This is a genomic window from Flavobacterium sp. Root901, assembly GCF_001429765.1.
GTDB lineage: Bacteria > Bacteroidota > Bacteroidia > Flavobacteriales > Flavobacteriaceae > Flavobacterium.
The window spans coordinates 120,152-135,755 of record NZ_LMJB01000008.1 but is presented as its reverse complement, the minus strand read 5'-3'; the positions used below and the strand labels follow the sequence as shown (position 1 = coordinate 135,755).

General features: G+C 34.5%; 10 protein-coding genes. 7 read left to right on the top strand and 3 right to left on the bottom strand.

The window, feature by feature from the left end:
* Positions 1-152: 152 nt before the first annotated feature.
* Both ASE21_RS16095 and gpmI read left to right on the top strand, forming a co-directional pair.
* Complete coding sequence (locus tag ASE21_RS16095; RefSeq protein WP_057123721.1) at positions 153-2,582, top strand: DUF5916 domain-containing protein; 2,430 nt, start codon at positions 153-155, stop codon at positions 2,580-2,582.
* Positions 2,583-2,723: 141 nt separating this feature from the next.
* Positions 2,724-4,241, top strand: a complete 1,518-nt coding sequence (gene gpmI / locus ASE21_RS16090) for a 2,3-bisphosphoglycerate-independent phosphoglycerate mutase (RefSeq protein WP_057123720.1) — start codon at positions 2,724-2,726, stop codon at positions 4,239-4,241.
* A gap of 154 nt (positions 4,242-4,395) precedes the next feature.
* On the opposite strand, the gene ASE21_RS16085 is transcribed toward gpmI, so the two are convergent.
* Positions 4,396-5,649 (bottom strand): DUF445 domain-containing protein, encoded by a 1,254-nt coding sequence (locus tag ASE21_RS16085; RefSeq protein ID WP_057123719.1) that lies wholly within the window; start codon positions 5,647-5,649, stop codon positions 4,396-4,398.
* 224 nt (positions 5,650-5,873) lie between these two features.
* On the opposite strand from ASE21_RS16085, the gene map reads away from it, so the two are divergent.
* The 5 genes from map (at position 5,874) to apaG (ending at position 12,310) form a co-directional block, all read left to right on the top strand.
* Entirely contained in the window at positions 5,874-6,692 is an 819-nt protein-coding gene (gene map / locus ASE21_RS16080) for a type I methionyl aminopeptidase (RefSeq protein WP_057123718.1), read from the top strand.
* A 19-nt stretch (positions 6,693-6,711) separates the two neighbouring features.
* Positions 6,712-7,485 carry a class I SAM-dependent methyltransferase gene (locus ASE21_RS16075; protein WP_057123717.1) on the top strand — a complete coding sequence of 258 codons (774 nt, stop codon included), beginning with the start codon at positions 6,712-6,714 and terminating at the stop codon, positions 7,483-7,485.
* Between the two features lie 121 nt (positions 7,486-7,606).
* Positions 7,607-10,507 (top strand): DEAD/DEAH box helicase, encoded by a 2,901-nt coding sequence (locus ASE21_RS16070; protein ID WP_057123716.1) that lies wholly within the window; start codon positions 7,607-7,609, stop codon positions 10,505-10,507.
* 77 nt (positions 10,508-10,584) lie between these two features.
* Positions 10,585-11,844 (top strand): DUF5103 domain-containing protein, encoded by a 1,260-nt coding sequence (locus tag ASE21_RS16065; protein ID WP_057123715.1) that lies wholly within the window; start codon positions 10,585-10,587, stop codon positions 11,842-11,844.
* A 79-nt stretch (positions 11,845-11,923) separates the two neighbouring features.
* The gene (gene apaG, locus ASE21_RS16060) at positions 11,924-12,310 is read left to right on the top strand and encodes a Co2+/Mg2+ efflux protein ApaG (protein ID WP_012023834.1); all 387 of its coding nucleotides are present in this window, start codon (positions 11,924-11,926) and stop codon (positions 12,308-12,310) included.
* A 1-nt stretch (position 12,311) separates the two neighbouring features.
* Here apaG and pdeM read toward each other — a convergent pair whose 3' ends face one another.
* Both pdeM and ASE21_RS16050 read right to left on the bottom strand, forming a co-directional pair.
* The gene (gene pdeM / locus ASE21_RS16055) at positions 12,312-12,944 is read right to left on the bottom strand and encodes a ligase-associated DNA damage response endonuclease PdeM (protein WP_057123714.1); all 633 of its coding nucleotides are present in this window, start codon (positions 12,942-12,944) and stop codon (positions 12,312-12,314) included.
* 6 nt (positions 12,945-12,950) lie between these two features.
* Positions 12,951-15,410, bottom strand: a complete 2,460-nt coding sequence (locus ASE21_RS16050; protein ID WP_057123713.1) for a ligase-associated DNA damage response DEXH box helicase — start codon at positions 15,408-15,410, stop codon at positions 12,951-12,953.
* Positions 15,411-15,604 lie beyond the last annotated feature (194 nt).

The following is a 15,604-nucleotide window of genomic DNA, read 5'->3' as shown; positions in this document are numbered from 1 at the left end:
CACGCAAAAAATCATAACATTTTGGTCATTTTTCTTAAAAAAAGCAAAATAAAATGGAAATTTTGAAACTTAAACTGTAACAAATAGAACGAAATGGAGTCTATTATTTCTAAATTAAGGTACTTTTGCAATCATTTTCTGTTCGAATCTTCATGAAAAAATTAGTTTTTTTTAGTCTTCTCCTAATAACCGTTTGTTGTTTTGGTCAAAAAAAATCATTAGAAGCGAAATCTATTTCGCAAAACATTACTATTGACGGAAAATTGGATGAAAATGTCTGGGAAAATGCTGCAATAGCTTCAGACTTTATTATACTGGAGCCAGATAACGGAAAACCTTCTCCGGAAAATAAAAAAACAACTGTCAGGGTTTTATATGATAATGACGCCATTTATATTGGCGCTATGATGTACGATGACGAACCTAATAAGATTTTAAAAGAGATTTCGCAGCGCGATAATTTTGGAACTGCAGATCTTTTTGGCGTTTTTATAAATGGTTTTAACGACGGCCAGCAAGACTTTATGTTTTATGTTTCGGCTGCTGACGTTCAGGGAGACTGCATTATGACAGATGCAAATGGCGAAGATTATTCGTGGGATGCCGTTTGGATAAGCAAAGCCACAATTACAGAAAACGGATGGGTTGCAGAAATAAAAATTCCGTACTCTGCATTGCGTTTTTCACAGGAAAACAAACAAACCTGGGGAATTAATTTTTTTCGGGAAGTTAAACGTACCCGATATAAATATACCTGGAACTTTGTCGATAAAAAATTGGGAACTTTTACACAGCAAGCCGGTGTTTTGGAAGGTATCGAAAACATAAAACCGCCTACCCGATTGTTTTTTATGCCGTATGCCTCTTATTATCTGAATGCAGCTGAAGGACAGAAAACATACGGAACTGTAAAAGGCGGAATGGATATTAAGTACGGAATTACAGATGCTTTTACTGTAGATGCTATTTTAATCCCCGATTTTGGGCAGACAAAATATGATGACCAAATCTTAAACTTAGGACCTTTTGAACAGCAGTTTAATGAAAATCGGGCTTTTTTTACCGAGGGAACGGACTTATTTAATAAAGGAAATATGTTTTACTCCAGAAGAATTGGCGGTAAACCTTCTGTAGAACCAGACCTAAAAGATAATGAAGAAGTTATAGAAACGGTACAAAATGTCAATCTTATTAATGCATTAAAACTTTCCGGAAGAACTAAAAACGGTTTAGGAATTGGAATTTTAAATGCCGTTACCGAAAAAACTTTTGCTACGATAAAAGATACAATCTCTGGCGAAACCAGACGCGAAGTTGTTGAACCGTTGACAAATTATAATGTTTTGGTTCTCGATCAGCGTTTCAGAAAAAATTCGTCAGTTACTTTTATCAATACAAATGTCACCAGAAATGGTCATTATAAAGATGCAAATGTAACTGGTTTAGCCTGGGATTTAAACACTAAAGCAAATACGTACAACTTATCGGGAAATGTAAAATACAGCACCATAAATGCTGACGAAGACAAAAAAGGAATGTACGCCACACTGAGCTTTGCTGAAACCAGCGGAAAATACCGCTACAGTTTTGGTTCTGATTTTGTAACGAAAGATTTTAACCCGAATGATTTGGGAATTAATTTCTATACCAATTATTATAATTTCTACGGAAATGCCAATTATAGAATTTTAAATCCGACAAAGCTTTTTAATAGTTTCAGGCTTAATTATAACATGTATTCAGAATTCAACAAAGATTCCGGAAAAGTACAAGACAATAATATTGACATAAATGTCAACCTTTCAACCGTAAAAAACAATTATTACGGAATGGGAATTACAATTTTCCCGGTAGAAACCCATGATTATTACGAACCAAGAGCAGAAAACAGATATGTAATTATTCCGCGAAAATTTGATGCATGGGCTACTGTTTCGACTAATTACAATCATAAATTTGCCATAGATTTTAACCCGTCACTTTCTGTTGCAGATCAGCCGGGAAGAGCTGCATACGGCGCGGACATCAGTCCGAGATATCGCTTTAGTGACAAACTTCTTTTAATCTACAGTTTTAGTTTTCTGAAAAGAAACAATAATAAAGGATATATTGACAGTTACGACAGTGACAATAATGAAAGCACTCCCGAAACTATTGTTTTTGCCAATCGTGATGTAATTACTTATGCCAATACATTAACCGGAAAGTACGCTGTTAACAGCACTATGACGATTAATTTAGCCGTTCGCCAATATTGGTCTTCTGCAGAAAATAAAGACATCTTACAGCTTGAAGCAGACGGAACTTTAGATCCTTATCCTCAATATACTGAAAACAAAAATTCAAGTTTTTATTCCTGGAATGCAGATTTATCGTACTCCTGGTGGTTTGCTCCCGGAAGCCAGCTTTCTGCTTTATACAGAAATAATGCTTCTAATTTTGAACGCATTATCGACAAAGATTTCAAGCACAATGTTACCAGCCTGCTGACTAACGATGCCTTAAATCATATCTTTTCTGTAAGTGTAAAATATTTTATTGACTACAACGCTGTCAAAAATAAGGTTAGAAAAAGAGCTTAGCGTGAATAAATTTTAAAAAATAAAGAGTTCTGTAATTAAATTAGTATTTTTTGTTACACTTCATTTTATTAAACATAAATGTAGTAAAGCTTTCTCTCCAAATTTTAGAAATGACTTATCTTTGTAGAAAACAAAAATGTAATGAACAAAAAAGTTATCCTTATGATTTTAGATGGTTGGGGAAAATCTCCTGACCCTAAAGTATCTGCAATCGACAATGCAAATGTTCCATTTATAAACAGTCTTTACAAAAATTACCCAAGCGCGCAGCTGCGTACAGACGGACTGAACGTTGGTTTACCGGAAGGACAAATGGGAAATAGTGAAGTTGGCCACATGAACCTTGGTGCCGGACGAATTGTATATCAGGATTTAGCAAAAATTAATTTAGCTGTAGCACACAAAACACTTGCTAAAGAGCAGGTTTTAATTGATGCCTTTACTTATGCTAAGGACAATAATAAAAAAGTACACTTTTTAGGATTAGTTTCAGATGGAGGTGTTCACTCTCATACTTCTCACTTACGCGGTCTAATCGATGCTTCGCAGGAATATGGTTTAGATCAGGTTTATATTCACGCTTTTACAGATGGTCGTGATGTTGATCCGAAATCAGGTGCAAAATACATTCACGATTTAGATGAATATATTAAAGATACTCCTGTAAAAATTGCTTCTATAATTGGCCGTTATTATGCCATGGACCGTGATAAAAGATGGGAACGTGTAAAATTAGCTTACGATTTAGTAGTAAACGGCGTTGGAACTCCGTCAAAAAATGCGGTTGCAAGTGTTCTTGACAGTTATGCAAAAGATGTAACCGACGAATTTATCGAGCCGGTTGTTGTTGTTGATCAAAACGAAAAACCACTGGCAACAATCGTTGAGGGCGATGTTGTAATCTTCTTTAACTTTAGAACAGACAGAGGACGTGAGCTTACTGAAGCCCTTTCTCAGCATGACTTTCACGAGCAAAATATGCATAAGTTAAACTTATATTATGTAACACTTACAAACTATGACGAAACGTATCAGAACGTAAAAGTGGTTTATAATAAAGATAATATAACTGAAACTCTTGGAGAAGTTTTAGAAAAAGCCGGAAAAAAACAAATCCGTATTGCTGAAACGGAGAAATATCCGCACGTAACATTTTTCTTTTCTGGTGGTAGAGAGACTCCTTTTGAAGGCGAATCAAGAATTTTAAGAAATTCTCCTAAAGTTGCCACTTACGATTTACAGCCGGAAATGAGTGCTTATGAACTTGCAGATGCGCTTGTTCCAGAATTAAATAAAGGTGACGTTGATTTTGTATGTTTAAACTTCGCAAACGGCGATATGGTTGGACATACAGGAATTATGGAAGCTGCCATTAGAGCTTGTGAAGCAGTAGACGCCTGCGCTAAAAAAGTTATCGAAGCCGCTCTTGCAAACGATTATACAACAATTGTAATTGCTGACCACGGAAACTGCGAAACAATGATCAACCCTGACGGAAGTCCAAATACTGCTCATACAACAAACCCGGTGCCGATTATTTTAGTTGACAAACAATTGAAAAATATTCAGGATGGGGTTTTAGGTGACATTGCTCCTACTATTTTAGAATTAATGGGAGTGCAGCAGCCAAATGCAATGACTTGTCATTCACTTTTATAATTTTTCACCATATAAGGAATATAAGTTAATTTAAACTGAACTTAAAAAAATCTCGCAAAGACGCTAAGTCGCAAACATTATAACTTTGCGCCTCCGCATCTTTGCGAGACTCTTTTTTACTAGTATGAAAACTTTGAAAATATTTTCTATTCTGCTAGATTACAAATAAATGGTACAACTGCTCTACGCCATAAATTATAAGTCCGATAAAACCTCCTACTAAAGTTCCGTTGATTCTGATGTATTGAAGATCTTTTCCAATTTCTAACTCTAACTTTTCAGAAACCTCTTTTCCATCCCAGCTTTTTACGGTTGAGGAAATTAAATCTCCAATAACTTTTTTATTGTTCAGAAGGACAGACAACAAATCATTTTTAATAAAACTATTTATTTTTTCAAACATCACCTGATCTTCTTTCAATCCATTTCCAAAGGTCTGAATCAATCCTGCAATACTATTTTTAATTGTCGATTCATCTCCTTTGCTTAAATCTGTTGTGATAGACAATTTTATTTCATCCCAAATTCCGTTAATATAATCCTGCACTTCTTTTTTTCCAACGAAACCTAAAATCATATCGTTGATTTTAATTCTCATTTCTTCAGAGTTTTTTACTTTTTCCAAAAAATTAAAAATATACTCATCAATTTTTAAACGCACTGTACTTTCGGGATTTTTGGCTTCATCAAGAAAATCCTGCAAACCGTTAAAAACACCTTCTGTAATACTTTTATCGGCGAGACCGAAACTTAAAAATGGCGTGGAAGCTTTTACTTTTTGTCTAATAAGGTCTTTATTACTTGTCAGTTCGCTGCTCATCACTTCCAGAAGATTGGTCAGCATTTGGTTTTTTAAATCTCCTTTCTGCAAAGGCTCTAATGCAACTGCAACCCAATTTCCAAAATTAACTCCTTCCAGCTTTTCCTTAAACTGAACCTGAATAAATCGTTTTATATCTTCATCTTTAATGGCTTTTAAAATCCCCGGAATTAGATTTACGGCAACAACATTGGCCACTTTATTAGCATTTTCTTCCTGCGAAAGCCAATCAGAGGCTTTTAATGCAAAATTAAATTCATCCAGTTTGATTTCCAGTTTTTCGCGGTTGAGAAATTCTTCGGAAACAAAATTTCCCAGATTTTCACCAATCTCATTTTTCTTGGTTGGAATAATGGCCGTATGCCAAATCGGAATACCAAGCGGATGACGAAACAAAGCCACAACTGCAAACCAGTCTGCAATTCCCCCAACCATTGCGGCTTCGCTAAAAGCCTGTAATATTGGTATTTTAAAATATATGGCAATTATAAAAAGAAGCACGGCAAAACCTAAAAGGCCCAAAGCTGTTCGCTGCATTCTTCGTAAAGCTTTTACTTTTGATATATCCTGATCTATAATAGTTTTCATGACTTTACCTGTTTTTACTACTAATTTAGGGCTTTTTTCTGATATATATTAACTCTGGCGATTGTTTAAAAGCTTCTTATCAATGTTATTTCTTCACTTTTTTATTATAGAATAAAAAAATCTTGATTTGAGACTAAAAAATGTCTGGTTTATTAATTTCAAAATCAAGTTTAAAAAAATCACATTAAAAATCGTATTTTTGCCAACTGAAAATCTGAAAAAATATGATCATCCAAAAAACCAGAGAAGAAATCGAATTAATGCGCGAAAGTGCTTTGATCGTTTCAAAAACATTAGGAATGATTGCTTCTGAAATTAAAGAAGGAGTTACTACACTATATCTTGACAAATTAGCCGAAGAATTCATTCGTGATCACGGTGCTGTTCCTAGTTTCTTAGGATTGTACGGTTTCCCGAATTCACTTTGCATGAGTCCAAATTCTCAGGTTGTACACGGAATTCCAAATAATACACCTTTGCAAAGCGGCGATGTAATTTCTGTAGACTGCGGTGCATTCAAAAACGGATATCACGGAGATCATGCTTATAGTTTTGAAATTGGAGAAGTTGCTCCCGAAGTAAAAAAATTACTGCAGGTAACTAAAGAATCTCTTTACGTTGGAATTAGAGAATTTAAAGCTGGAAATCGCGTGGAAGATGTTGGAAATGCGATTCAAAAATATACTGAAGCTCACGGTTACGGTGTTGTTCGTGAATTAGTTGGACATGGTTTAGGGCAAAAAATGCACGAAGAACCTGAAATGCCAAATTACGGAAAACGCGGCCGCGGAAAACTTTTTGTTGAAGGAATGGTGGTTGCCATTGAACCTATGATCAATATGGGAACCAAAAACATCAAACAGCATAAAGACGGCTGGACCATTACTACTGCTGATGGAAAAGCAAGTGCACATTTTGAGCATGATGTTGCGCTGATTGATGGTAAACCAGAATTACTATCAACTTTTCAATACATCTATAAAGCTTTAGGTATCGAAAGCAGCGAAGAAGACGAATTCAGAAAAGTGCCTTTAGTTCTATAATACAACCCGAATCAAACCTGTGAAAAAATTATTTAAATTAGTCCTTAATACTATTCCGAGACCATTATTAATTCGTTTGAGTTATGTGGCGCGTCCTATTTTAGCTTTCTCATTAAAAGGAGATAAATTTACAGATCCGATTGATGGAAGAAGCTTTAAATCATTTTTGCCTTACGGATACGGAAAACAACGCAATAATGTACTTTCGCCAAGTACACTTTCGTTAGAAAGACACCGTTTACTTTGGCTGTATTTAAACGATCAGACCGATTTTTTTACAGCACCTAAAAAAGTATTGCATTTTGCTCCGGAACAGGCATTTTACAAAAGGTTCCGCAAGCAGAAAAACCTTGATTATACCACAACCGATTTGTTTTCGCCTTTGGCAGATGTAAAAGCAGATATTTGCAATTTACCTTTTAAAGACAACGAATACGACGTGATTTTATGCAATCACGTTTTAGAACATATTCCGGATGACACAAAAGCCATGCAGGAATTATTTCGTGTATTAAAACCCGGCGGTATGGCGATTTTACAAATCCCGCAAGATTTATCGAGAGAAGTTACTTTTGCCGATGATTCAATTACAGATCAAAAAGAACGAGCAAAAATCTTTGGACAATACGATCACGTTCGCATTTACGGCCGCGATTATTTCAACAAATTGAGAAGCATTGGTTTTATAGTAATTGAAGAAGATTATACCAATAAAATTGCACCGGAACTGGTTGAAAAATACTGTCTGGCAAAAGGAGAAATAATTCCGCTTTGCTTTAAACAGGAAAACTAATTTTTCACCATATAAGTGATACAAGTTCATTTAAAAGAGTTTTCAAATTATTGATATTTTGAAAACTCTTTTATTTTTTCAGCCCAATTCTCAAATACAAGCCTAACCAAAACCCTAAAACTTGGAACCTTCAAAATCATTTCAATTTTGTTTTGACATCAGTTTTGAAAAAAATCTGAATATCTATATCCCAACTGCCTACATTGTTGAGAATACAGATGAAATCAAATATTTAGATAAAAAAGCAACTCCCGGCATCATTGAAAGTTTCGGAATTGTTTTTGAAAATTTAGATGCTGATACAAAAAAAATACTGGCAGCCTGTGATGCTTTAAAGCCCGATTTTATCTTTAAGAAATTCAGTGCCAAAATCAAATCGGCAAAAAGCATTGCCGATTTACAAAAAGATTCTAAAATTGAATTTGCTATTCGGCAGCATTTAAAACTCAATTTAAATTCCTTTTACACTTTAATTGTACAGGGAAAATTTCCTTTGTCTTTCAATTTAGGCCCTGAAAAGGATTTTTATCGTTCCAGAGTCAGCATTGATCCGCTTGAGTTTGAACCTAAAATTCAGTTTGACAAACATGCTGAAGGAATCACTTACACTCTTTCTTTGAAAGAAAACGAAACTTTTTTTTTGCCAATGAACAGTAGTGTGGATATTCTTTTAGACGAACCGGGCTGGTTAATTATCAATAAAAAATTAGGCCGGTTAAAAGAACTCAATTCGAAAAAGTTAATGCCTTTTTTAAAGAAAAAATCAATCGAAATACCTTCAAAATTAGTCGATGATTATTTCAAAAGTTTTATCCCTGAAATTGCTAAAAAAATTGATATTGAAGCTAATGGCTTTGAAATTGAACTTCGCGATAAAGTGGTTTCCTGCTCCATTCAGCCGGTTTATGATTTCTTTAAAAACTGTTATTACCTCAACCTTTATTTTGATTATAACGGATATATTTTTGATGCTTCTAAAACTAAAAAAACACATTCTTTTGTTGATTTCAGCATTGCTAATGAACCAAAAATCATTCAGTTTAAACGAAATGCTGAAGAAGATTTATATACCGAAAAATTACTCCAGATTGGTTTAGTAAAAATAAAAAATGAATTATTTGGGCTGAATTCTGATCTTGAAACTTATGATCCTTATGTTAATATTCAATTAATAATAGACAATAAAGAAAGGCTTGGAAGTTTAGGCTTTGAAATTCAAAATTTAAAGCTGGAGAGCAAGGAAATCATCACCGAAAATCATTCTGTTTCAGCTTCAAAAGATACAAACGGAGACTGGTTTGATATTAAAATCATCATAACAATTGGATCTTATACAATTAATTTCAGTGAAATTATTCCGAATATAAAAAGCAAAGAAAGACTTTTTCCATTACCGGACGGAAACTACTTTTTGATTCCGCTGGAATGGTTTAGTAAATACGGCTCTCTGGCAAAATTGGCCAAAACCGAAGATGGAAACCTGCTTTTACGAAAAAGCAATTTTACAGCTCTGGATGCTATTCCGGAAATTGAAAAGGAAATAATTGAACAAGCTGAATATAAGCATTCTGATTTGTTGAAAGCGACTTTAAGACCTTATCAGATTGATGGTGTAAAATGGCTTTTAAACCATTTTAATTCAAATCTTGGCGCGTGCCTGGCCGATGACATGGGACTTGGAAAAACGCTGCAGACTTTAGCTGTTCTGCTTGCGGTTCAGGAACAATTGGAATTTACGACTAAAACTACCAATTTTGATTTATTTTCAAACGAAACAACTGTTGAAAGAGAACCGCTTAAAGCTTTGATTGTGCTGCCCTCTTCGTTGGTTTTTAACTGGTATAATGAAGCGGGAAAATTCACGCCGCACTTTTCAAAAATGCAATATGTTGGTAATGACAGAAAACAATTAGCAGGAAGATTAGCGTCAACCGATTTAATTTTTACAAGCTACAGCATTATTCATCGTGATATTTCGGTTTTAGAAAAATATGATTTCCGCTATTTGATTTTGGATGAAAGCCAATACATCAAAAATAAAAATTCGAAGATTTTTAAAGCTATAAACAAAATAAGCACAAGCCATAAAATTGCTTTGAGCGGTACGCCCATTGAAAATTCGCTCGACGATTTATGGTCGCAAATGCAATTTATAAATCCTGATATTTTAGGAACTTACAATTTCTTTGTTGAGAATTTTAAAATTCCGATTGAGAAAAAACAGGATGAAACCAGTTTATCAGAATTAAAAAATCTGGTTCAGCCTTATATTTTAAGACGAACCAAAGAACAGGTTTTAAAAGATTTACCAGAATTATCAGAACAGATTTATTACTGTGATATGGATCCTGAACAGGAGAAATTATACGAAAAAGAAAAATCTAAGGCTCGTAACTTTTTATTAAAAACAGATGGTTCAGGTCCTGATAAAATCAGTATTATCAATACGCTGATGAAGTTAAGACAATTGAGTAATCACCCAAAAATGGCAGATCAGGAATCTGAGATTGACTCCGGAAAATATATTGCCGTGACTAACTATCTGGAAAATTTGGTTAAGGCAAAACAAAAAGTGATTATTTTCAGTTCTTTTGTTACTAATTTAAATTTTTATACAGATTGGTGTAAGGAAAACAGAATACAATACTGCGAAATTACCGGCGAAACCCCAGCAGGTAAAAGAGAACAGCAGGTAAAAGTGTTTCAGGAAAAAGAAGAACCTTTATTGTTTTTTATTTCGCTGAAAGCAGGAGGTGTTGGTTTGAACATTACAAAAGCTTCTTATGTTTTATTTTTAGATCCGTGGTGGAATCCTTTTGCTGAAAAACAAGGTGTTGGAAGAGCGCACCGAATTGGACAATTGAACAAAGTAAATGTTATTCGTTTTATTTCTAAAAATACAGTAGAAGAAAAAATTATCAAACTGCAGGAAAATAAAAAACTTTTATCAGATTCACTTTTAGAAGAAAGCTATATTAATGATGAGATCGAAGCGAATTTAGAATACATTTTAAATTCGTAATAAATATGTAATCCAATAAAAGGCATCTTAATACGTTTAATAAAATTCTTATATTTACAATCTTACAACGTAATAAGATGCCAAAATTTTTATATCAAAGCTTAATTGCGCTTTTTATTTTTACTTCGGCGAAAGCCCAGGAAATACAAACTGAGATAGTTCCTCCGTACAATATTAAAACTGTTACTTTTGTTCAGAATGGCAGTAATGTAGTACCAATATTTGAATTGAATTCTACATTTGAATTTCAGTTTGATGATTTGTTTGGCAACGAAGCTAATTATTATTTTGAAATCACACACTGCGATTATAACTGGAAACCAACTGATATTCCTAAAACAGATTATTTAAGAGGATTTGACGGCCAGCGAATTACAGATTATTCTAATTCTTTTAATACCCTGCAGGTTTACTCTCATTACAGACTTTCTTTTCCAAATCAATTTACAACCCAGATAAGATTATCGGGAAATTATATCCTTAAAATTTTAAATGAAGATAAAGAAGTAGTTTTTTCCCGAAAATTTATTGTTTATGAAGAACACTGCACGGTTGCCGCACAGGTAAAAAGAAGCCGAAACCTCAGCAATATTGATTACAAACAAAATCTGGATTTTACGATTGCTTCCAATGATATTACTTTTCAGACTCCAACGCAGAATGTAAAGGTACTTTTACTTCAAAATGGCAATTTTAATACTGCTATAAAAAACATTGTTCCGCAGTATACAATTGGCAATCAATTGGTTTACAAATACGACGCTGAAACGCAATTTTGGGGCGGAAATGAATTTTTATATTTTGAAAACAAGGATATCCGTGCCGCAAACAATAATGTAGGAAGAGTGGGCTCTAATAACGATATTTACAATGCTTATTTGTATACAAATGCCGCGAGAGGAAATCAGATTTACACCAATTATCAGGATGTAAACGGAAATTTTGTTGTGAAGAATATAAACGGCTCAGATAACAGCATCGAAGCAGATTATGCGTGGGTTTATTTTTCGCTCTCGGCTCCGGCTTTCAGGCTCAATAAAGACATTTACATTACCGGAATGTTCAATAATTACAGCTTATCGCCAGAATATAAAATGGATTATAATACTGATAAAGCTGTTTTTGAAAAAGCCGTTATGATCAAGCAGGGTTTCACTAATTTTCAATACACAGTTGCCGACAAAAAGGGAAATATTGATTTTGAAAATGCTGTAGATGGCAATTTTTATCAAACTGAAAATGAGTATACAATTTTAGTTTATTACAGAGAAAGTACAGATCGCTATCAAAGAGTTATTGGAAAAGGCAATGCAAACTCAATAAATATAGTTAATTAAAACATTGTTAAGGTTTTAGGTTTACTAATTTTTTTTCGTAGCTTTGTACCTATAACGCACACAGATTTACTAGGTTAGTATGGTTTCTCAAATTACACGAGGCATAAAAATATCGGTTTTAACTAGTTTTGAAGGAACTTACTTCAAGAACTACAAGATTCACTTTGCTTTTAGTTACGTAGTGACAATCGAGAACCATAGTAAAGATTCTGTACAGTTAACTTCTCGCCACTGGGAGATTTTTGATTCTTTAAACGATCTCGATATTGTTGATGGTGAAGGCGTTATTGGTAAAAAACCCGTTTTAAAACCAGGTGAAAACCACACGTACAGCTCTGGTTGTTTATTATCATCTCCTTATGGTGCCATGAAAGGTCATTTTAATATGATTAATTTCACTACGACTAAAACATTCAAAGTAATTGTTCCTACTTTTAGAATGTGTGCTCCTTTTGCATTGAATTAAATCAGCATTTTATTTCTATTACTTCCTCTTTTGTAATCGCATATACCTGATCATTTTCTTCGGGAATGAGATAAAAATTGCCTGTGAATTCTCCAAAAGAAGGAAAAATCAATTGATGCGGTTTTCTAAAGAAACAAGACAAACTCAAAAACTGCCTGCCTAAACCTTTTAATTTTATTCCGGGATGAATGTGTCCGCAAAAATTAAAAAAGTTTTCTCTTGTAGACGGATGATGGGTCAGGAGAAAATCATCGATTATCAATTCTTCATAAATCTGGACATTCAAATCTGCATAATATTTTTTTGCAATAATGTCGTGATTGCCTTCAATTAAAATTATTTGCTGCGAACGCTCTTTGGTCCATTCTGCAAAATAAAGCCATTCGTTATTTATAGAACTGTGAAACAAATCGCCCAGAAAAACAATAATTTCAGAATCAAATAAATCCAGTACTTCATTTAATCTGGTAAAATTTTCTAACACGGCTCTTTCAGGAATGGCCATACCGTGTTTTCTAAAATGCGCAATTTTTCCCAAATGCAAGTCTGAAATCAGAAGCATTTTTTTTTCTTCCCAAAAGGCAGATCCGGATTGATGTAAAATAAAATTTTGATTCTTTATATTAATTTTCATATTGAATTATTTCATGTAGCTCGCAGTCATTTTTTTAATTCTTTCCTGCAATGTTTCGCTTGATATTTTTTCCCTTAAACGATCTGTAATAATTGGGAAACTAAATGGTGTTGGTTTCTTACATTGTTTCCAGACAATTGTCTGATTGTTAATTCTTTCCATTGCCTGAATTAAACGTCCTTCTTCTAACTGATGTTCGAATGTTTCAATAAAAGCCTGCTGCAATAATAAATTATCAGGTTCATAATCCCTAAAAACTTCAAAAAGCAATTGCGAACCACTTTGCAAATGTTTTGTTTTAACCGGTTTTCCGGGCATTCCTGTAAAAACCAAACCTGCAATTACGGCAATATCCCTGAATTTTCTGCGTGCCATTTCGGTTGAGTTTAAGCTTTTTTGCAAATCATGATGGACATAAGCTGTAGTAAACAAATCATTATCAAAAACAGCCTGCATATCTATTTCCTGATCCGAAAGTAATTCGAAGCCGTAATCATTATAAGCCAGCGAAAATGTAATAGGCGACAATAAACTTATCCGGTACGAAATTAAACTTGCCATAGCTTCATGGACATAACGTCCTTCAAAAGGATAAAAAATAGCATGAAAACCTTCTCGTGTTTTAAAAGTTTCTATTAAAAACTCATCATTATCAGGCACTATACTTTCTTTTCGCTGTCTGTCAAAAATAGGTTTTAATGCTTTTAATTCGGTAGTTAAATGATCTGTATTTGCAGCATATAATTCTTCCCGAAGCAGTTCGCTCATTTGTGCCGATAAAGTCATACGGCCTCCCATCCAGCTTACCACACGCGCTGTTTTTTTTGGATCAGCTTTTCGAACCAAAACCTGCATGTTTTTAATCTGAAACAATTCGAGCCTTCTACCGGCAAAAGTAAAAACATCACCGCGTTGTAATTTTGAGGCAAACCATTCTTCAATTGTACCGATGTATCCGCCGCTTAAAAATTTGACATTCAAAACCGCATCTCCTACAATTGTTCCCATTTGCATTCTGTGATGCATGGCAATAAAACGGCTGTTGATTTTATAACGTCCGTCTGCTTCAATTTCTACTTTTTTAAATTCATCATACGCTTGTAAACTCTGACTTCCATTTGTAATGAAATTTAAAATCCAGCTCCAGTTTTCTTTGGTTATATTTTGATAACAGAAAGTTGTTTTTACTTCATCATAAATTTGGTCAGGATAAAATCCGTCAGAAACGGCCAGCGTATTAAGATATTGAACCAAAACATCCCAGCTGTTTAAATATGGCATTCGGTCTTCGACAACTGTTTTGGCAACTGCTTTTTTCAATGCAGAAGCTTCTATCAGTTCTATAGCATGGGTAGCCAGAAAATATATCATACTTTCTTTTCCGGGCTGGTGTCCGCTTCTTCCAGCTCTCTGCAAAAACCTCGCAACACCTTTTGGCCCGCCAACCTGAATAATAGTTTCAACAGGTGCAAAATCGACACCAAGATCCAGACTCGAAGTACAAACCACCACTTTCAATTCTTCGTTTCTAATGGCATCTTCGACCCATAAACGGGTTTCTCTGCTAATGCTTCCGTGGTGCATGGCCATTTCGCCCGCAAATTCAGGATATTTTTCCAGAATAGCCTGAAACCAAACTTCGCACGCCGAACGCACATTAGTAAAAATCAAGGTCGTTTTACTTCTTCGGATGATTTTGGCAACCTCATCAATCAAGTGCAGTCCCATGTGCCCGCGCCATGGATATGTTTCCATTTTTTCAGGCAGAATCGATTCTATTTTGATCTTTTTATTAATATGGGCTTTAATCAAAACGGAGTTTTTGTATGCTTCCGTATCATGACCTAACAAAACTTCCTGAGCCAATTCGAGATTTCCAATGGTAGCAGAAATTCCCCAGATTCGCATTTTTGGCGCAATAGTTTTTAATCTCGAAAGGGCCAGTTCCATTTGTACACCGCGTTTTGTTCCCATTAATTCGTGCCACTCGTCTACTACTATTGCACCGCAGCCGGCAAAGGTTTTTTCATATTGTTTGGCTGCCAGAAGAAGCTGTAAACTTTCCGGGGTTGTAATTAAAAGGTCGGGCATTTTATTTTTCTGTTTTGCTCTTTCGCTTTGCGAAGTATCTCCGGAACGAATTCCAACTGTCAGAGGCAGGTCCAGATCTGTAATAATTCGTTCTGCTGCTTGTTTTATTTCTACAGAAAGTGCCCGCAGAGGCGTAATCCAAATGGCTTTTAATCCGGGTTTATGTTTAGTTTTAAAATCGGGATGTTTTTTAATGTAATCCAAAACTACAGGAAACCACAGGGCATAGGTTTTCCCGCTTCCTGTGGGCGCGTTCAATAAACCATTTTTTCCCTGCAGAAAAGCAGTCCAGGTTTGTGTCTGAAACGGAAAAGATTTCCAGCCCTGACTTTTAAACCAATTTTCGGCAATTATATATAATTCTTCTCTGTTCATTTATGATAGCTTAATTCAAACTGCCAGCTTAAATAATTATGTGAATTTCAAAAATTCATAATATATAATCCCTACGGGATATTTCTTTGACGGATCTCTTTTTACTACCGATATTTAATCCTAACGGATTAACTTTTATTAAAATCTAAAAAAATATCTCGGAGAGATTATATATCGGTAAAAAATAATTCGAA

What these genes read in the sequence shown, in the direction of transcription:
- pdeM (WP_057123714.1), bottom strand. Translation starts at nt 12,944, where the DNA reads ATGAAAATTAATATAAAGAATCAAAATTTTATTTTACATCAATCCGGA.
- gpmI (WP_057123720.1), top strand. Translation starts at nt 2,724, where the DNA reads ATGAACAAAAAAGTTATCCTTATGATTTTAGATGGTTGGGGAAAATCT.
- ASE21_RS16085 (WP_057123719.1), bottom strand. Translation starts at nt 5,649, where the DNA reads ATGAAAACTATTATAGATCAGGATATATCAAAAGTAAAAGCTTTACGA.
- apaG (WP_012023834.1), top strand. Translation starts at nt 11,924, where the DNA reads ATGGTTTCTCAAATTACACGAGGCATAAAAATATCGGTTTTAACTAGT.
- ASE21_RS16095 (WP_057123721.1), top strand. Translation starts at nt 153, where the DNA reads ATGAAAAAATTAGTTTTTTTTAGTCTTCTCCTAATAACCGTTTGTTGT.
- ASE21_RS16065 (WP_057123715.1), top strand. Translation starts at nt 10,585, where the DNA reads ATGCCAAAATTTTTATATCAAAGCTTAATTGCGCTTTTTATTTTTACT.
- ASE21_RS16050 (WP_057123713.1), bottom strand. Translation starts at nt 15,410, where the DNA reads ATGAACAGAGAAGAATTATATATAATTGCCGAAAATTGGTTTAAAAGT.
- map (WP_057123718.1), top strand. Translation starts at nt 5,874, where the DNA reads ATGATCATCCAAAAAACCAGAGAAGAAATCGAATTAATGCGCGAAAGT.